The organism is Herbiconiux daphne (genome assembly GCF_024979295.1).
GTDB lineage: Bacteria > Actinomycetota > Actinomycetes > Actinomycetales > Microbacteriaceae > Herbiconiux > Herbiconiux daphnes.
This window is the reverse complement of record NZ_JANLCJ010000007.1, coordinates 43,351-60,275: the sequence shown is the minus strand read 5'-3', so window position 1 is coordinate 60,275 and position 16,925 is coordinate 43,351. Positions and strand designations below refer to the sequence as shown.

At 67.2% G+C, this 16,925-nt stretch carries 19 protein-coding genes and 1 pseudogene; 9 read left to right on the top strand and 11 right to left on the bottom strand.

Annotated elements, in window-relative coordinates; genetic code table 11:
• Positions 1-26: 26 nt before the first annotated feature.
• From N1032_RS17585 to N1032_RS17560, 6 genes are all read right to left on the bottom strand, one after another.
• A complete protein-coding gene (locus tag N1032_RS17585; RefSeq protein WP_259540503.1) occupies positions 27-596 on the bottom strand; it encodes a hypothetical protein in 570 nt (189 codons plus the stop codon).
• Between the two features lie 74 nt (positions 597-670).
• Positions 671-1,495 (bottom strand): ATP-binding cassette domain-containing protein, encoded by an 825-nt coding sequence (locus N1032_RS17580; RefSeq protein ID WP_259540502.1) that lies wholly within the window; start codon positions 1,493-1,495, stop codon positions 671-673.
• The gene (locus tag N1032_RS17575; RefSeq protein WP_259540501.1) at positions 1,492-2,484 is read right to left on the bottom strand and encodes an ABC transporter ATP-binding protein; all 993 of its coding nucleotides are present in this window, start codon (positions 2,482-2,484) and stop codon (positions 1,492-1,494) included. Before N1032_RS17575 ends, N1032_RS17580 begins: the two co-directional genes overlap by 4 nt.
• Positions 2,481-3,416 carry an ABC transporter permease gene (locus N1032_RS17570; RefSeq protein WP_259540500.1) on the bottom strand — a complete coding sequence of 312 codons (936 nt, stop codon included), beginning with the start codon at positions 3,414-3,416 and terminating at the stop codon, positions 2,481-2,483. The genes N1032_RS17575 and N1032_RS17570 overlap by 4 nt, the downstream gene beginning before the upstream one ends.
• Positions 3,413-4,453 (bottom strand): ABC transporter permease, encoded by a 1,041-nt coding sequence (locus N1032_RS17565; protein ID WP_259540499.1) that lies wholly within the window; start codon positions 4,451-4,453, stop codon positions 3,413-3,415. Before N1032_RS17565 ends, N1032_RS17570 begins: the two co-directional genes overlap by 4 nt.
• 16 nt (positions 4,454-4,469) lie before the next feature.
• Complete coding sequence (locus N1032_RS17560; RefSeq protein ID WP_259540498.1) at positions 4,470-6,035, bottom strand: ABC transporter substrate-binding protein; 1,566 nt, start codon at positions 6,033-6,035, stop codon at positions 4,470-4,472.
• Between the two features lie 566 nt (positions 6,036-6,601).
• Between N1032_RS17560 and N1032_RS17555 the strand changes: the two genes are divergently transcribed.
• Both N1032_RS17555 and N1032_RS17550 read left to right on the top strand, forming a co-directional pair.
• Positions 6,602-6,772: a hypothetical protein gene (locus tag N1032_RS17555; RefSeq protein WP_259540497.1), complete on the top strand. Its 171-nt coding sequence runs from the start codon at positions 6,602-6,604 to the stop codon at positions 6,770-6,772.
• A gap of 46 nt (positions 6,773-6,818) precedes the next feature.
• On the top strand, positions 6,819-7,067 hold the full coding sequence (locus tag N1032_RS17550) for a LysM peptidoglycan-binding domain-containing protein (protein ID WP_259540496.1): 249 nt from the start codon (positions 6,819-6,821) through the stop codon (positions 7,065-7,067).
• A 57-nt stretch (positions 7,068-7,124) separates the two neighbouring features.
• On the opposite strand, the gene N1032_RS17545 is transcribed toward N1032_RS17550, so the two are convergent.
• Positions 7,125-7,775 carry a hypothetical protein gene (locus N1032_RS17545; RefSeq protein WP_259540495.1) on the bottom strand — a complete coding sequence of 217 codons (651 nt, stop codon included), beginning with the start codon at positions 7,773-7,775 and terminating at the stop codon, positions 7,125-7,127.
• Positions 7,776-7,833: 58 nt separating this feature from the next.
• Positions 7,834-8,364 (bottom strand): annotated as a pseudogene (locus tag N1032_RS28445) (RNA polymerase sigma factor); the annotation flags it as partial.
• Positions 8,365-8,502: 138 nt separating this feature from the next.
• Between N1032_RS28445 and N1032_RS17540 the strand changes: the two are divergent.
• Complete coding sequence (locus N1032_RS17540; RefSeq protein WP_259540494.1) at positions 8,503-8,865, top strand: hypothetical protein; 363 nt, start codon at positions 8,503-8,505, stop codon at positions 8,863-8,865.
• Entirely contained in the window at positions 8,852-9,868 is a 1,017-nt protein-coding gene (locus N1032_RS17535; RefSeq protein WP_259540493.1) for a helix-turn-helix transcriptional regulator, read from the top strand. The genes N1032_RS17540 and N1032_RS17535 overlap by 14 nt, the downstream gene beginning before the upstream one ends.
• A gap of 30 nt (positions 9,869-9,898) precedes the next feature.
• On the opposite strand, the gene N1032_RS17530 is transcribed toward N1032_RS17535, so the two are convergent.
• On the bottom strand, positions 9,899-10,129 hold the full coding sequence (locus N1032_RS17530; protein ID WP_259540492.1) for a hypothetical protein: 231 nt from the start codon (positions 10,127-10,129) through the stop codon (positions 9,899-9,901).
• Between the two features lie 237 nt (positions 10,130-10,366).
• On the opposite strand from N1032_RS17530, the gene N1032_RS17525 reads away from it, so the two are divergent.
• Positions 10,367-10,576, top strand: coding sequence for a hypothetical protein (locus N1032_RS17525; RefSeq protein ID WP_259540491.1), 210 nt, complete (start codon positions 10,367-10,369; stop codon positions 10,574-10,576).
• A gap of 55 nt (positions 10,577-10,631) precedes the next feature.
• On the opposite strand, the gene N1032_RS17520 is transcribed toward N1032_RS17525, so the two are convergent.
• Positions 10,632-11,396, bottom strand: a complete 765-nt coding sequence (locus N1032_RS17520) for a VanZ family protein (RefSeq protein WP_259540490.1) — start codon at positions 11,394-11,396, stop codon at positions 10,632-10,634.
• 37 nt (positions 11,397-11,433) lie between these two features.
• Between N1032_RS17520 and N1032_RS17515 the strand changes: the two genes are divergently transcribed.
• Together N1032_RS17515 and N1032_RS17510 are read left to right on the top strand one after the other, a co-directional pair.
• A complete protein-coding gene (locus tag N1032_RS17515; RefSeq protein WP_259540489.1) occupies positions 11,434-12,630 on the top strand; it encodes a sensor histidine kinase in 1,197 nt (398 codons plus the stop codon).
• On the top strand, positions 12,615-13,844 hold the full coding sequence (locus N1032_RS17510) for a hypothetical protein (RefSeq protein ID WP_259540488.1): 1,230 nt from the start codon (positions 12,615-12,617) through the stop codon (positions 13,842-13,844). The genes N1032_RS17515 and N1032_RS17510 overlap by 16 nt, the downstream gene beginning before the upstream one ends.
• A gap of 70 nt (positions 13,845-13,914) precedes the next feature.
• Here the strand turns inward: N1032_RS17510 and N1032_RS17505 are convergent, their stop codons facing one another.
• Positions 13,915-14,781, bottom strand: coding sequence for a TetR/AcrR family transcriptional regulator (locus N1032_RS17505; protein WP_259540487.1), 867 nt, complete (start codon positions 14,779-14,781; stop codon positions 13,915-13,917).
• 192 nt (positions 14,782-14,973) lie between these two features.
• On the opposite strand from N1032_RS17505, the gene N1032_RS17500 reads away from it, so the two are divergent.
• A complete protein-coding gene (locus N1032_RS17500) occupies positions 14,974-15,855 on the top strand; it encodes a hypothetical protein (protein ID WP_259540486.1) in 882 nt (293 codons plus the stop codon).
• Complete coding sequence (locus N1032_RS17495) at positions 15,852-16,793, top strand: ThiF family adenylyltransferase (RefSeq protein WP_259540485.1); 942 nt, start codon at positions 15,852-15,854, stop codon at positions 16,791-16,793. The genes N1032_RS17500 and N1032_RS17495 overlap by 4 nt, the downstream gene beginning before the upstream one ends.
• The last annotated feature ends 132 nt before the right edge of the window (positions 16,794-16,925 follow it).

Genomic DNA, 16,925 nt, shown 5'->3' with positions numbered 1-16,925 from the left:
TCGTCGTGAATCAGGGAGGGGCGCGCCTATGCGGCGTCGACGCTGGCCAAGCGCCGGCCGACGGCCCGTCGCACGAGTTCGGGAAGCGAGATGCCGAGCTCGTCGGCCTTCGCCGCTGCCGCATCGTGCAGCCGGTCGTCGAGGTGCACGCGCACGACTTCACCCACCGCGAGGGGGGCGGGCCGCCCTCCGCGCAGCCGCAGTCGGAGCACGTCGTAGTCGTGCCCCCGCTGGGCGCGATCGTTGAGCGCGACCGCGAGTTGCTCGGTGAGTTCGAGACCGTCGACCGAACGCCCCCAGCCGCCGTCGACGGCGCCTGCCGGGGTGTGGTCGCCGTCGGCGCCCGGAAGGGAGTGTGCCAACTCGAGAAGAGGCCGGTAGGCGGGCCGCAGAGCCTGAGCGTGAATCGCCAGCACGTCTTCGCCGCGGATGACGCACGACACCTCGATCATCTCGCCGGCGGCGTCCTCCCCGAGGATGAGGATCATCGTGGGGCCGTTGCCGATCGCCATGGTGGCCTCACCGTGGTCGATCGCGTGGCTGATCTGTTCGCGCGTGAGTCCGTAACGGAGTGCGAGCGGGTGGACAGAAGGCATGGGTGTTCCTTTCTTTGGAGCAGAAGAGCTGAATCGCTCGGTCGTATGGATGCGCGCGGCGATGCCGCCGCGGTTCAACCGCTCTGACGGAATTCGCGGTATTCGCCGAATTCGGCGAGCTTGGCTCGCTCGCGACGCGGGTCGGGAACAGCCACGGCGTCGAGAAGCGACCTCGTGTAGTCGTGGACGGGGGAGTCGAAGACCGCTTCGGTCGGACCCTGCTCGACGACCCTGCCGCCGAACATCACAGCCACACGGGAGCAGAGGTGACGCACCACCGCCAGGTCGTGCGAGATCAGCACGATCGTGATCCCTGACTGGCGCTGCAGATCTCGCAGCACGTTGAGCACCTGCGCCTGCACCGACACGTCGAGCGCCGACACCGGTTCGTCGCAGATGAGCACCTCGGGCTCGACCGACATCGCGCGGGCGATGGCGATGCGCTGTCGTTGCCCGCCCGAGAACGAGTGCGGGTAGCGCTTGGCGTCGGTGGCATCCAGCCCCACCATCTCCAGAAGTTCGGAGACTCTGGAGCGTCGCCAATCAGCGGAGCGCGCTCGCGGAACCCTGCGAACCCCCTCCTCGATGAGTTGACCGGCCGTCATGCGGGGGTTGAGGCTCGACATCGGGTTCTGGAAGATGAGCTGCACCCGCGCGTCATAGCGATGACGCCGACTCAGGAACGGTTGGAGCGGCGAGCCGTCGTAGTCGATGCGCCCCGCATCGATCTGTTCGATGCCCACGAGACAGCGGGCCAACGTCGACTTGCCCGACCCGGATTCCCCGACGATGCCGGTGATCTCACCGTGGGGCATCACGAGTGTGACGTCGTCGAGCGCGAGGTGGCTGCGCGAACCCGACCGGAACCTCTTCGTGACTCCCGTCACATGCACGCTCATCGTGCCACCACCTCGAGCGGCAGCAGCGGTCGATGGCACTCGAACTCCAGTGAATCGTCGGCGAACGTCGTAGCCGGAACGTCGACCGCGCAACGCTCGACAGCTCTTGGGCAACGAGGGTGAAAGCTGCAGCCCGACGGAAGCGCTCCGGGCCGTGGCGGGGTGCCTGCGATGGGCAGCAGTTCAGCGCCCGGGTCATCCAGGCGGGGGATCGCATCGAGCAGTGCTCGTGTGTAGGGGTGAGCGGGCTCGGCGAACAGCCTGTCGACGCGGTCTTCGTGCACCTTGCGACCGGCATACATCGTGGCCACTCGGTCGGCGAACCCGGCCACAACCGACAGGTCGTGCGTGATCATCACCACGGTCAGCGATCTCTCGGCTGCGACCGCGTGCAGAAGCTCCAGCACTTGCCGCTGAACCCGCACGTCGAGTGCCGTCGTGGGCTCGTCGGCGATGAGCAGCTCGGGTTCGGCGATGAGGGCCGCCGCCAGCATCACTCGCTGCCTCATGCCTCCCGACAATTCGTGCGGGTAACCGGATGCCGCCGATCGGGCCTGCGGAATGCCGAGCTCATCGAGCATGCGGATGGCCGCGTCGCGCGACTCGCGGCGACCCCGCCCCGCGATGATCAGGGGTTCGGCCACTTGCGCGCCCACCGTCATCAGCGGGTTGAGGCTCGCCATCGGGTCTTGCAGCACCATCGAGATGCGGTCTCGCCGCACGAGGTTCATCTGGCGGCTCGACAGGTCGAGCAGCTCGCGGCCGCCGAGGCGGACGGAGCCCGACACCGTGAGCTTTCGGTTGAGTCCGGCGATCGATCGCGCCACGAGGCTCTTACCCGACCCGGATTCACCGACGATCGCGAGGCGCTCTCCCCGCCCCACCCGCAACGACACCTCGCGCACCAGGGGCAGCTCGCCGTTCGGCGAGGGAGCCGCGACCGACAGCTGGGTGACCTCGAGAAGAGGAGTGGATTCATCCGGGCTCATGATGCCGGCCTCTCGTTCACGGTGGGTGCCGTCACCGACGTGCGCAGTAGAGGATTGAGCCGCGCCTGCAACTGGTCCCCGAGAAGCGCGAACGCGGTGACGGTCAGTGCGATCGCGATGCCGGGCGCGAAGATCACCCACCAGCCCTGGGCGGTGGAACGGGCGGCCTCGTTGACGAGAGCTCCCCACTCGGGAATCGGCGGCTGGGCGCCGACCCCGATGAACGACAGTGCCGACAGCGACAGGATGACGAACCCGATGTCGGCGGCCCACTTCACGATCAGCACGTCGAGGGAGTTCGGAAGAATGTGTCGCATCATCACGCGGGTCTTCGACAGTCCCAGCACGCGGGCGCCCTCGATGAAGGGCGACTGCGAGGTCTCACGCAGCACCTCGCGCAGGAGCCGCGCGGTGAAGGGCCAGCCGGTGGCGATCAAGGCGACGATCGCCGGCCCGAGCCCGCCGCCCAGCACTGCGGCCAATCCCATCGCGAACACGAGCGGGGGCAGGGCGAGCCCGGCGTCGCAGACCCTCATCAGCACCTGATCGACCACTCGACCTCCGGTGGCCGCGGCGACCGCGACCAGCACACCGATCACCGAGTAGCCGGCCACGACGAGCACGGCCGAGAAGATCGAGTAACGCGCGCCGACCACCAGGCGCCAGAACACGTCCCGTCCCTGGGCGTCGGTGCCGAGCCAATGGGCAGAGCTCGGTGCCGAGAACGCGTCGAGGATCGACGAGGTGTTGACCGACGCAGGAGCGATCATCGGGCCGACGAGCGCGACGAGCAGCAGCGCCGCGATGACGGACAGAATGACCCAGAACATCGGGTTGCCATGGCGCCGCGTTCGACGCGTGGGTTGCGTGCGTCGGGCGAGAGCACGAGCCCGTCGCGCCGAGAGTGCGTTGTAGGCGGTCGAGCCCATCATGCGAGCTGCCCCCGTCGTAGCCGTGGGTCGCGGACGAGCTGCGCGATGTCGGCGACGAAGTTGACGCCGACGACGAGGATGCCGACGATGAGCACCGCGCCGAGCACCGACGGGATGTCTTTCTGTGCCACCGCGTTGCTGAGGAACGAGCCGACCCCGGGCAGGCCGAACACCGCCTCGACGAGGATGGCTCCGCCGATCATGTTGCCGAAGATCACGCCGAGCGTGGTGATGGCGGGCCCGGCGGCGTTGGGCAGCACGTGGTGTCGGGCGAGTCGAAGCACGGAGACTCCTTTCGTGCGGGCGAAGGTGACGTGGTCTTGTTCGAGGACGAGCAGCGTCTCGGCTCGTTGCGCCCGAAAGAACTGAGCGCCGAACGAGACGGCCAGGATGGCGGCGGGCAGCACGAGATGGAGCAGAGCGTCTCCGGCCGCGGCGGAATCACCCGCGAGCGCGGCATCCAGTGGGGTGAAGCCCGTGACCGCCGATACGGAGAACCGCCGGTCGAGCTGACCCGAGATCGGCACGATTCCCAGTTTCGAACCCAGCGAATACTGCAGCATGAGCGCCAACCAGAAGGCGGGCAGAGCGGCGGCGAACACCACGGTCGAACTCGTGATGGTGTCGAACGGCGTGCGAGCGCGGAAGGCCGCGATGGTCGCCAGCGGCACCGAGACCACCACGATCATGAGTGCGGCCAGTGCGACGAGGCCCAGCGTCGCGGGCACCACCGCGGCGAGCTGAGCACCCACCGAGGCGTGCGTCGAGGTCGACACCCCCCAGTCCCCGCGCAGCACGCGGCCGAGGAAGGTCGCGAACTGCACGGGAACGGGTTGGTCGAGACCCAGCCGCCGGCGCGCTTCGTCGATCTGCTCTGCCGTCGCTCCCTCACCCGCTGCCGCGACCGCCTCGTCTCCGGGTGCCAGCTTGAGTAGCAGGAAGACGGAGGAGGTCAGAAGCAGCAGGGCGAGCAGCGTGCCCGCTCCACGTCGGAGCGCGAAGGCTCCCACCGTGCGGGTCGACGACGAGATCGACATCGGTGCACCTGCCCGGTCAGTCGACGGTGACGTCGGCGAACGAGACCGGAGTCACCGTGGCGCTGGCTTCGACGTTCTGGAGTCGGCTGCTATAGGCCGCGGGCCACGGAATGGTGAACAGGTCGACCGCGGTGGCCTGGTCGTAGACGATCTGCTGGGCCTGGGTGTAGTCGTCGCACTGCGCCGCTTCGTCACTGGTCGCCGCGGCATCCGTGATCAACGCACTCAGCTCGGGTGACGTGAATCCGCTGCGGTTCGACCCGGCGGAGTCGGGGCCGTAGAACTGCGTGAGGAACGAACCGACGTTGGGCACCTGGGCGTTGTCAGCCAGCAGGATCATCTGCGGAATGGTGTCGGTGCTCTGCAGCAGCGTGAGGTAATCGGCGAAAGTGATCGGCTCGAGATTGAGCGTGACGCCGATCTTCTGCAGATCGGACTGGTAGAGCACGGCCTCCTGCGCCTGGTCGGAGATGTCGGGCTGGTAGCGCATCGTGAGCGTCAGGCCGGATTGCCCGGCGTCGTCGAGCAGTTGCTTCGCCTTGTCGAGGTCTTGCGCGAATGCGGGCGTGTCGAGAGTGCACGGCATGCCGAGCGGCACCGGGCCGGTCGCGATCTGGCCCTGACCGCCGAGGATGCTCGAGAGCGCCCCTTCGTAGTCGAACGCCAGCTGCAGCGCCTGTCGCACCCGCACGTCGCTCGTCGGGCCGGTCGTGGTGTTGAAGTAGATGAACTGCTGATTGACGATGTCGAGGCTCGCCTTGGTGATGTCGGCCGCGTCGATGGCATTGAAGTCGGCGGTCGAGAGGTTGTTGGCGTAGTCGATGTTGCCGGCCTCGAGTTCTGCTCGCTGAGTCGCGCTCTCGTCGATGCGGCGGAACGTGATCGACTCCGGGCGTGCTTCGTCGTAATCCCAGTAGTCGTCGTAACGCTCGACCGTGATGTTCTGGCCTGCCACAACGTCGTCGGGGAGCGTGAACGGCCCCGTTCCGGCGTCGTGGGTGGAGAGCCATCCCTGGCCCTGATCGTCGCCGGCGTTCGCCTCGACCAGTTTCTGGCTCAGGATGTAGGCCTTCGAGAGCTTGCCGAGAAAGATCGAGTCGGGCTGCTTCAGGGTGATGGTGAGCGTGGTGTCGTCGACGATCTCGGTGGAGGCGTAGTTGCTCAGAAGGCTCGCGATGCCGGTGCCCACCGAGACATAGCGGTCGAGGCTGTACTTCACGTCGGCCGACGTGAGCGGTGACCCGTCGTGGAAGGTGACCCCGTCGTTCAGCACGATCGAGACGGATGTCGCATCCGCAGAGAGCTCGAAGGTGCTGGCCAGCCCGGCCACGAGCTGGTTGTCGGCGTCGTAGGTCACGAGCGGTTCGTAGAGGGTGGCGTCGATCAGGTTCGTCTGGCCGTAGTCGGAGTGCTGCGGGTCGAGCGAGTCGACCGTTCCCGAGTAGGCGGCGACGACCGCCGTCGAAGGAGTCGCGCTTTGCGATGATGCGGCGCAGCCCGAGAGCGCAAGGGCGCCCGCGGCGAGCAGTGCGACCGAGGCGCCGGCACGGCGGGTCGAAGGGGTCGGCAGAAAAAGAGACATGGTTCTCCTTAAGAGAGAGCTGGACAGCATTCGAATAAAACGGGGTACCCGAGGGCTGTCCTTGCCGGACCTTAAATCAGGACTCTCTCTGAAGGTCTGCAGGCTACAACGGCCAGGACTGATAGAACGCTAACCCCGCAATGTCACAGCCGCGTTAACCAGCCGTTTCGATAATGGGCATTAATCGCGGCGACACTGCCTCGCGGGCAGCTGCCGTCATCGCGCGCGCGACTACGACGAGCGCTTGAGCCACCGCGACCAACCGGGCCGCTCGCACTCCGACGCGAACGGCGCGACCGGCGTCTCGATGGCTTACCGCCACGGCGGGTCTGTCGGGCCGTTCTAGTCGCCTGGCTCTCGTCGGGCGCGCTCTGGATCAACGCGTTCGTTTCGATCAATACGACGAGTGTCGACTATCGATAGCATGACCTCATGCAGAATCGGGAGACCGGCGCACGGGCCCTTCGCGTGAATGGCACGGCGGTCGACCCAGACCGATTCCCTGTCGGAGTGAAGGTCGTTCGACTCGGAATCACTCTCGGATTGATCGCGGTGGCGCTCGCCGGTTGCTCGTTTTTTCCGAGCACCGACGAGCTCCCGAACAGCCCCACACCGTCGGCGACACACACACCCGCTATCTCGGCAACGCCGACGCCAACACCGACTCCCAGCCCGACGGCGACTCCCACGGAAGTGCCGCCACCGCCCCCACCGCTTCCGCCTACTCCAGCGAATGAGGCAGGTGGACAGACAGATGGGGGAAACACCCCGAATACGCCCTGGGTGGAAGACACCGGACCAGCTCCATACGCGGATGGGCCGGCTGAACCGCTGAACGACTACGAGTTTCTCTACACCGTCACCGAGAACGACACCGTACTCGCGATAGCGTCGCGGTTTCGAGTCCAGACGATGGACGTTGTCCGTGTCAATTTCCCCTGCAGGGACCCGATGAACGTGCAGCCGGGCGATGTTCTTCACGTTCGATGGCCGCAGCCCTACGAAGTCGTCGGCATCGGCGAAGGATGCTGACCGACCCCGCCGCGACCACGTCTACCCGGCGGTCAGCGCTGGAGGATTAGGCCTGCGTTAGGGGCAGTTGATAGTGATCGGTTCGGAGTCGGTGCCAGGCACGAGAGCCTGCCCGATGACGGTGACTCCGTCTGAATCGTAGACATTCAGGTACCGGTCATACCGGTTCACGCCGTTGATGTACTCCTTCACCTCTTCCATGGTCATGTTCTCGTCGAACAGGGCGTCGACTTCCGCCGCGCTCAGGTATCCCCGCTTGCAGTTGAGTGCGTAGGCGGGCGTGAGGTCAGGGTTCTGGTCGCCTTTCGGGGCTCCGAATGTCTGCCCGGCCTCATTGACTCCCCACTCCGTTTCGATGGTCTTGGTGTAACCGGCGCTGATCGACCAGGACGCGTCCGCGGTCGTCTCGATGGTGACCGTGCGTTGCTGATCGAGCCCGAGTGGCACGGTTCCCCACGACGTGGTGCTGACATCGCCCTCGGCGCAGACCTTGGTGCCGAACTCACCGAACGTGAACGATCCGGCCGTGAGACAGGTGACGGTCACGGCGATCCCATTGGCACCAGCCGGGACAGGTCCGAGGTCGAGCGTGCCGGTTCCCGTGAAAGTGCCGCTCGTCGGTTCCCCGAGAGTTTCGATGATCGGGGTTCCGGGAGGTGTCGATAGTTCGGCGGTCGCAACTCCGGCAGCTCCTGTGATAGCGAGCACGAAGGAGGCTGCGATGCCGGCCCACCAGCGGCGCCTGGTCCCTTGCAAGTTCGGTTCGCAGCTTCGTTCGGAGACGCGAAAGCCTGGTTCGGGCGGCACCGTCTTTGAGTCCGAGTGCTGCCGCGGCATCCGTTATCGAGTAGTCCTCGATGGACACCAGGGTGATCAATCCTTGATCGACCGCACCCAGGGTGCGGATCGCCTGTGTCAGGACGGGATCGAGCGCCGAGGACCGCAGGAACGACTCTTCCTCGGCGGACCGTTCTGTGCGGTCGTGTGGGAGAGAGCTCAACAGCTGCGCGTAACGTCGGGTTGCCCGCTGCATGTTCAGAGCAGTGTTCGTCGTGGTCACGAGTAGCCATGGGAGAACAGACCCGTTCGCAATGTGCACATCGCGTAGTCGTCGCCAGAGCTCGAAGAACACCGTTCCCAGGGCATCCTCCGCATCGGGACGGTTGGTCAGCAACCGGAAGGCGTGCCGAAAAACGCGGTCCTTGTGCAGATCGAATAGTGCACCGAAGGCGTGTTGATCACCGGCCCGCGCCCGCTCCCATTGGGCCGCCTCGCCCGCATCCTCGTTGGGTTCCATATCCTGTTATGTCCTCAGTCCGCCAAAGTGTTACACATCCGCGGAGATCTCCGTGGTCCCGAATGCGTGATTCCACCGATGCCGGTCCCTCACTGCCGCCTTTATCGTCGGAGCGACATCACAGGGATAGGAGCGGTCGTGCAATCACATCAGATGGCCCGGGCGGGCGGGTGGGCCGCCTTGATAGCCGGCGTTCTGGGGGCAGCTGCGGCTGTGGTCCTCATCTTCGTGCCTGCCGCGGTGCCAGAAGACGTCTTCAGTTACCCGATGACGCCGGAATGGCACCTTGTCGTCCAGACCGCGTTCGGGCTGCATCACCTCGTCGCAGCGTTCGCGCTGTGGGCGCTCTGGCGTTCGGGGCTTGCGGGCCGCACGCGATTAGCGGCCGTGTCCGGAATCGCGTCTGCAGCGATATTGGGCTTGTTCGGCGTGTGGGAGATCGTCGTCGGCGCCTTCGGCAATGAGCCCTATCCGTCGCCGACGACCGATGTGCATCGGTGACCGTCTCGTCGAGCTGGGCTCTGCGGCCTCCGATGATGACATCTCCGCATGGGGGCGACTCTGGCGGCTCGACGCGCTACTGCAGCTCGGGCGGCGGCTGGAGTTCGACACCGAGTTGATGGAGTTCGCGGCGGTCGTGTCCCGGCATCCTGCCCCCGCTTGGCACTGGAGGCTTGCCAGCGTGAAGACCTGCTTGGCGCTTCTTGAAGATCGCCTCGCGGACATCCCCAGCCTCATCCATGACATGACTCAGCTCGGAGAAAGCGCCGGAGTCGACGGCGCAGACTGGATGGCTCTGATCATCCGTTCGGCTTTTGCGCGCCGCACCGGCGAGGGACTCGACGAGATCGAAGCTGAGGTTCGGCAGGCTCTCGCGGGTGCGCCGTTTTTCGCACAGGGGTGGCGGGCAGGCTTGTTGGTCGGATTGGATCGAATCGACGAGGCGAATACCATTTGGCGCGCCATCGCGCCGCACCTCGATGCGATGCCGAAGGAGTCGGTCGAGTGGCTCATCGCGATGAGCGGCTACGCCGAGAACGCGATCATCGCCCGCGATGTCTCCGCCGCGGCTCGGCTCCGAAAGGCGCTGGAGCCCTATGCGCATCAGCACGTCACCGGCGCAGCGACGACGCCGTACGGCGGCCCCGTGAGTCTCCCCCTTGCACGCTTGTGCGCCTTTCTAGGGGATCGCTCCGCGGCGACACTGTGGTTCGAGGATGCCGTCAACCGGGCGGAGGCGATGAATGCACCCTGGTACGCGGCGAGCGCGCGACACGAACTGGCACAGCTCGAACGGCACGAGAGCCCCCTGTCGCCGCGCGAGTGGGAGGTGGCACGGAGGGTCGCCACGGGAGAGTCCAATCGCGCCATCGCCGCCCGCATGTTTCTTTCTGAGCGCACGGTGGAACGGCACGTCAGCAACGCTCTCCGCAAGCTGGGCATGTCGAGCCGCTCGGCGCTCGCGGCATGGGTCGTGGGTGGATCCGTGCCACGCTCCGACTGACGCCTGGCCCGGAACCGCTCGCGGCGCCATTCACTCGCCCAGGTAGCGCCGCACGATGATCTCGTGGGTTTTGAGACGCCAGCGCACCCTCACCATCGTGACCCCCTCGGCTCTCAACCGCTCCGCCGTGTCGCGCGTCAGCCGCAGATCGGGGTCGGCGGGCGGATGCCACCCACCAGCCCCTCCGTAGACGCCCGTGATTCTCGGGCGGGCGTGCGCACCGAACTTCTGCACGGCGTAATGGGTGACGGGGTCGGTCACGGCACGGTCTCCTTCCGGTCGCTGGACCAAATGGAGCACGCGGGCGAGACACTCGACGTCGTCGGCCCAGCAGGCTGCAGGCGAGCGGTGGGGGTGGGCGTGGGTGGGGATGCCGATCGACCCTGCACCCCCAATGCTAGAAAGTCTCGGGCAGAGTGACCAGCCCCCGAAGGCGTGGGGCGCTGGGAGGAGCCTGAGACATTGGGCCAGCATTGGCGACAACTGTAGATTGGAGGTATGGAATTCGTGATCATCCTGCTCGTTCTGGCCCTGCTCGTGGCCGGCGTCGGCGTGCTCATCGGTGTGCGCCGGCATCGCGCGAAAGACTACGACGACCGCCTCGACGCCCGCGACCAACCTGGCCGCAACCGCTCCGACTCCGCCGGCGACTCGGCCTCCGGAGCCGGGATGGCGCACCGCTACGGCGGCTCTGTCGGACCCTTCTGAAGCCATCCGCGCGACGTCCTCTACGACCTCGCACCGCGGGCGGCGTTGGCCGCGCTCAGATGCGGATGCCGCCCGTAGGGTCGGGCTCCGAGCGCGGTGTGGTCACGGCATCCGTCGCCTGCTGCTGACGGGCTTGGTGGCGCAGGAAGCTGCCGGCGAGCAGCGCCCCCACGAGCGTGCCGAGCGTGTTGGCGATGACGTCGTCGGGAGTGCCGTAACGACCGGGCAGCAGCACCCACTGGGCGAGTTCGATGGCACTGGATGCCGCGAACCCGACGCCGACGGCCCACCCCCAGTGCCGCCGCCCGAACAACACGCCCACGAGCACGCCGATCGGCACGAACATCGCCACGTTCGCCGTGAACTCGATCTGAGCGTAGCCAAGGAACATCAGCAGATCACGCTCGTGCAGCAGTCGCAGCAGCTTCAGGATGAAGCCGTGCGCGTCTTTGTCGACCGGCACCGGCCAGGCGACGATGAGAATGACGACGAGCCCGTAGGCGGCAAGCAGAACGGCTGCGACACGGCGGGTGATCGTCGGATTGTTCAGGGTGCCTGCTCTCGACTGGGGATCGGTCGATCTTATCGTGCCTCCCGCGTCACGAATTGATGCACCGAGCCCAGGAAAGGTCCGCCGGCGTCCACCCCTCCAATTGGGGTAGGGCGCATCGCTGCGAACGCATGAAGTATGGAATCTGCGCGCCGAAGACCGGGCGGCGTGACGATCGTCTTTCGGTGCGAGCGCAGCCCGAGTGTGCTCGGCCTGCAGACGAGGAAGGCCCGTTCCCTCGATCAGGGAGCGGGCCTCGTCACGCCGCATCCCGTGCGAGACTCGAAGAGTATCGAAAGGGGTCTCGATGGCAGTGGGGATGCCGCGTGACGCGACCGCGAAGAGCACGGTGCTCGCGCTGTCGAGCGCCACGATGGCTCTCGGCTGCAGTTCGCTCGGCATCTGCATCGTGCTCGTGGTGCTGCGCAACCTCAACTCGCCCTCCCACAACGCCTGGCCGGCCTTGCTCTTCCTGCTGCCGATCGCGGTGCTCGCGTGCCTCGCGCACTTTCCGCGCAGCACGCCCGCGATGGCGGTGTCGCTCGCCCTCGCCGTCACGAGTCTCAGCTTCTACTCCTCGGTCATCATCGCGAACGCGCCGGAATCGATCGTGGAGTCGCCGTTCATCCTGGCGCTGCCGCAGGTGGCCATCATCTATACGATCGCTCCCGTCGCTGTCGGGGTGCGCTCGTTCGTCTTCATCACGGTCGCCTACCTGTGGGGTCAGGTCGCCGTGCTCTGTGCAGCCGTGGAGGCCGGCCGCTATCCGGCGTTCGACTACCTCACCCTCGTGGCCACGATCGTGCTGCTGCTCATCTCGGGGCTGAGCCTCGCGCTCTACCGGAGGTCGGCCGCCGACCGGCGCGCGGTCGCCAGGGCCCGGCGCGAGGTCGACGCCGTGAACTACCAGCAGGAGCTCGAGTCGCAGGTGGTGTCGCTCTTTCACGACACGGTGCTGAGCGAGCTCACCGTGCTGTCGCACCACGAGCCCGGGCCCCTGAGCCCGGCCGAGCGAACCGCTGTCGAGCGCGACCTGGCCATGATCGCGCAGGGTGCCTGGTGGCCCGCCGAGGGCAGCGAGTCGAGCCCGGCCGCACTCACCCCCGCGTTCGCCGGAGTGCTGGCCGCGAGCCGGGGCGAGGGCCTCTCGATCGACGTGTCGGGCGACCTCGCGTCGCTGCACCGCCTCACCGCGGCCACCTCGACGGCGCTCGCGCTCGCCGTGCGCCAGGCACTCGTGAACGTGCGGCAGCATTCCGGCGTCGATCACGCCGAGATCGTGGTCGACGGGGCTCCGGATGCCGTGGTCGTGATGCTCGCCGACGCGGGCACGGGCTTCGACTCGGCTGCGGTGCCGGCCGACCGGCTCGGGGTGGCCCAGTCGATCAGGGGGCGCATCCGCGACGCCGGAGGCGAAGCCCAGCTCTGGACCTCACCGGGCAGCGGAACGGCCTACATGTTCACCCTGCCCGCGGCGCCCGAGCACTCGTGGGACGACGCATGATCGGCTTCCTGCTCTGGCGAGGCGTGCCGCAGCGACTCGACCCCATCAGCATCCGCAGCCGTTACCCCGTTGTAGGCGTGGTCGTCATCGTCATGATGGTGTTCGCCCTCGTGCGAACGATCGTGATGGTCGATGAGATCGATCAGCCCTTCTTCGCCGTGGCCGCCATTTTGTTCGTGGTGGTCACCGGGCTCAGCGCCCTCGTGGTGACCGACCCGGTGCACAGCCCGGTCGGTCTCGGTGGCTTCGCTGCCACGGTCGCCGTCGCGAACCTCGCATCGGTGTCGTCGAGTCTCAGCGCGTGGGGAACGACCAATTACATCTGGAGCAACTGGGGTCCATTGGTGGTGGGGGTGACGCTGGTGATCTTCGCCGAGTACCGGCCCGGCCGCGACCTCGCCGCCGGCGCCGCGGCCTCGACCGTGATCGTCGGAACGACCGCGGCGGTCGAGACCTTCTCGATGCCCGAGCTCGCGTCACCGCTCACGGCCGCGGTGATCGCCAGCACCCCGATCGTGCTCTTCGGGGTGGGAGCGGCGGTGTTCTCCTACCGCATGAGCCTCACCCTCTCGCGCGAGAGCGAGACCCGCGTGCGGGAGCAGAGCGGCCTGAGCCGCCGCGTGCGCATCCGGTTGCGCGAGCTGCTGCGCGAGTCGGGTCGCGACGCGCTCAGCGTGGAAGTGGTGCCGTTTCTCGAGGGCATCCTGGCGCGGTGTGAGGTGAGCGCCGACGACGCGGCTCAGGCGCGGCGCATCTCGGCGGTCATGCGCTCGGTGCTCTTCACCGACATGAGCCTGCCCTGGCTGCAGCGCATGGAGCGCGCGCATCCGGGCGAACTCATCGTGCACGACGAGCGGGCGGCCGCCGACGCCTTCTCGATGGAGCAGAAGGCGGCCCTGCGGGCGCTTCTCACCGCCCTGCTCGCCGACCGGCGGGAGCAGCAGACGGTGGCGGCGCTGGTGGCGGACGCCGAGTGGGGGCAAGCCGGCCTCGGGCCTGTGGCCGTGACATCCGTCATCGAACCGGTGCACGTGCGCATCAACGACCTGGGCGGGCACCGCAGCGTGTTCCTGCGCATGCCGTGCTCGCAGAGCGAGGCCGGGGTGCGGCTGCGCTTCGGTGCGTTCATCACTGTGATGAACGCGGTGTTCGGGCGCTCGACGGTGAGTCTCGTCGACGGCGAGCTGCGGCTGCTGTTCGCCTACGACTCGTGAGCCGGGCCGAAGTCGACCCCAAAAGCCGGGCGCCGATCGCCGATCGCCCTGCTCTCGCTGCGTGCTCCGCTTACTCCTCGATGGCGCTGCGGCTGCGCGGCTGCACCATCGGCATCTCGTCGATGCCCGAGCTGAGCCGGGCGATGGCGGCCTCGGCGTCGTAGGTGGGGTCGGGCACGATGAACGCCATGATGATGGCGTGGTAGCTGATGGCCGCGAGCGACACCTCGGCCGGCCGGCCCTCATTGTCGACGTTGTAGCGGCCCTCGACGAGGTCGGGGATGGTGGTGCGCGAGATGCCGAGGCCCTCGATGATGGCGGCGGCCGCCACGACCAGGGGGCGGTAGTCGTCGTTGAGGTCGGGGCGCAGGCGGTAGCCGACCGCGGGAACGATGTTGCGGTAGAACACCTCCATCTGGTCGAGGAACGCCAGCTCGCTGTTGCGCAGCGCCTCGATGATGCGCTCCCGCACGCGGGAGTCGGGGTAGCTCAGGGCGGTCGACGACAGGGCCACGTAGGTGCGCCACTGCACCGACGACGTGACCGACTCGAAGTTCTGCTCGGCGGCGAGGCCGGTGACGTCGACGAGAATGCGGCGGCGGCCCTCGGGGGTGCGCAGTTCGTCGGCCCGGAAGCCGAGATACTCCCATGTGGCGACGAGCGATTCCTCGTCGGCGCGACCGGGGGAGACCTGGTTGGCGACCTCGCTCAGGAGCTCTTCGAAGAAGGCCTCCTTCGACTCCCAGATGCGGTAGACCGAGCTGCGGGGAACGCCCGCCTCCTTGATCAGATCGTCCATCAGCAGATGCTCGAAACCGACGGTCAGACCGTTGGCCTGCACGAGCGCCATGGCCGTGTCGAGCAGCTTCGTGCGGACCTCGTCTTTAGGAACTCGTGTGCGCCCCGTCGCAGACTTGGTCCAGCTGTTTTCAGACATGATCGCCCCTCTCAGCACCATTTTGAGACATAACGTCTCAAGTTGCAAACGACTTGCCGCGCTTCTATGCTCAGGTCAACGGCAGCGTGCAGCACGCGGACACGCCGGACGGCCATCCACCCCTTGAAGTCGGAGGATTCGAAGTGCTCCGTGAGATGAATGGCGACCAGATGCTGTCGCGAAAGTGGCACGGTGTCGCGAATTGACCGTTCGGTAACAAACGCGGCGGTCATCCCGATCATCGCGGGCTCTTCGGCGTTCATCGCCGAGCCCGAAGCCCGTCTGGCGACCGGCATCATCGCCGTCAACGGCGTCGCCCTGCCGGGCTTCGAAGACGTCTACCGTCAGCATTTCGAGTTCCGCCGGCGCGTCTACGTCGACCAGACCGGCCAGCTCGACCCCTCCGACCTCTCCGACGACGGCACCGACCGCGACGCCGACGACGCCCGTTCGGTGACATTCGCCGTGCTCGAGAACGCGCCCGAGGGCGTGCGCATCGTGGGCGTGGCCCGCACCATCATCAAGGGCGCCGACGGCGGCGCTCAGCCTCTGCCGGTCGAGGAGTTCTGCCCCGAGCTGTTCGCTGAAGACCCGCTCGACCTCGGCAGCGTCGAGGTGTCACGCGTGATCGCCCGGCACGAGCGCGTGGCCATGCAAGAACTGGTGCAGTGGCACCTCTTCGCGCTGATGTCGGCCTACTTCCCGGGGCACGACGTGGGGCGCACGTTCGCCATCATCGAGCCGTGGCTCGAGCGGCTGCTCGCCGGCGTGCTCGCCATCTCGCGCATCGGCGAACCGCGCTACATCGAGCACTATCTCGACTACAACCTGCCGGTCGAGTTCGACCTCGCCGGTTCGGCCGCCCGCATCAACGAGCGCAACGCGACCATCCTCGCCACGCTCGAAGCCGCCGACGGCCGCCTCGAGTACTTCGGCCGCGTGTCTCGCGCGCAGAGGGCCGCCGTCATCGGCAACGCCGCGGCCGACTCCGTGGGGGTGGTCGACGCCGTGGCGGTGGAGGCTGCGGTGGTCGACTTCGACGTCGAGGTCGATGCCACGATCGACCGCGGATGAAGACCGTCGACTCTCCAGAGTTCTCGCGCAACTACGGGTTCTGGAGTGAGGCGGAACAACAGGCGCTGATCGGTGCCCGCGTCGCCATCGCCGGCGTCGGCGGCGTCGGCTTTCAGGTGGGCACGAAGCTCGCTCGCATGGGGGTGGCGAGCTTCGCCATCGCCGACCCCGAAGACTTCGAGCCGCAGAACGCCAATCGGGTGCCGGGCGCGACCACGGCCACCTACGGCCGGTCGAAGGCCGACGTGTTTCGTGAACAGGTGCGGGCGATCAACCCGGCCGCCGTGGTCAACGTCTTTCACGACGGGGTCACGGTCGAGAACGTGGGTGAGTTCCTCGAGGGGGCCTCGCTGGTGTTCGACGAGTCGGAGACCACGCACCCCGAGATCGGCACCACCATCGCCCGGCATGCACGCGAGCTCGGCATCCCCGACGTGCTGGTGGTGAATGTAGGCTTCGCCGCACACGTCACCGCGTTCGCCCCGCACAGCCGCTGGACCTTCGAGCGCTTCATGGGCCTCTCCGACACGGCCCCCCTCGACGAGATCGCCGCCGCGACCGTCGACTACTCCCGCTTTCTGCCCTACATCCCTCCTTACAGCGACCTGCGCGGGCTGGTGTCGATGACCACGGATGCCCCTGACGGCTCGAGCGTGTCGCTCCCGTCGATCTCGCCCGGCGTCGACCTCGCGAGCGCGATCGGCACCACCCAGGGTTTTCTGCACCTCACCGCTGGAGTCTCGAACCGCCGCACTCGCCCCATCTGGGCGCCGCGGGTGGCCTACCTCGATGCCTACAGCCTGCGCGGCCGCGTCACGCGCGCGGGGCGCTTCACGCACCTGCGGCACCTCGCCGTCGCGGCGCTGCGATTCAAGCTCGGCCGCAACCCGGCCGCGAGCTACACCCACGACGACATCGCGAGGCGCGCCGGGGGCTAGGGCGAGCGAGCCGGGGCTAGGGCACGCCGGGGGTTGAAGGGGTCGGGCCGGGATGTTAGCCTCGTGGGGCTATGAAGAGATGACGCCCTCCGTCCCGCGCCCGAGGCCGCACGTTCTGATCTGACGATCCGT

Excerpts from the sequence above, each read along its gene's own strand:
- N1032_RS17585 (WP_259540503.1), bottom strand. The coding sequence starts at position 596 with ATGCCTTCTGTCCACCCGCTCGCACTCCGTTACGGACTCACGCGCGAA.
- N1032_RS17580 (WP_259540502.1), bottom strand. The coding sequence starts at position 1,495 with ATGAGCGTGCATGTGACGGGAGTCACGAAGAGGTTCCGGTCGGGTTCG.
- N1032_RS17575 (WP_259540501.1), bottom strand. The coding sequence starts at position 2,484 with ATGAGCCCGGATGAATCCACTCCTCTTCTCGAGGTCACCCAGCTGTCG.
- N1032_RS17570 (WP_259540500.1), bottom strand. The coding sequence starts at position 3,416 with ATGATGGGCTCGACCGCCTACAACGCACTCTCGGCGCGACGGGCTCGT.
- N1032_RS17565 (WP_259540499.1), bottom strand. The coding sequence starts at position 4,453 with ATGTCGATCTCGTCGTCGACCCGCACGGTGGGAGCCTTCGCGCTCCGA.
- N1032_RS17560 (WP_259540498.1), bottom strand. The coding sequence starts at position 6,035 with ATGTCTCTTTTTCTGCCGACCCCTTCGACCCGCCGTGCCGGCGCCTCG.
- N1032_RS17535 (WP_259540493.1), top strand. The coding sequence starts at position 8,852 with ATGTGCATCGGTGACCGTCTCGTCGAGCTGGGCTCTGCGGCCTCCGAT.
- N1032_RS17525 (WP_259540491.1), top strand. The coding sequence starts at position 10,367 with ATGGAATTCGTGATCATCCTGCTCGTTCTGGCCCTGCTCGTGGCCGGC.
- N1032_RS17520 (WP_259540490.1), bottom strand. The coding sequence starts at position 11,396 with ATGCGGCGTGACGAGGCCCGCTCCCTGATCGAGGGAACGGGCCTTCCT.
- N1032_RS17515 (WP_259540489.1), top strand. The coding sequence starts at position 11,434 with ATGGCAGTGGGGATGCCGCGTGACGCGACCGCGAAGAGCACGGTGCTC.
- N1032_RS17505 (WP_259540487.1), bottom strand. The coding sequence starts at position 14,781 with ATGTCTGAAAACAGCTGGACCAAGTCTGCGACGGGGCGCACACGAGTT.
- N1032_RS17495 (WP_259540485.1), top strand. The coding sequence starts at position 15,852 with ATGAAGACCGTCGACTCTCCAGAGTTCTCGCGCAACTACGGGTTCTGG.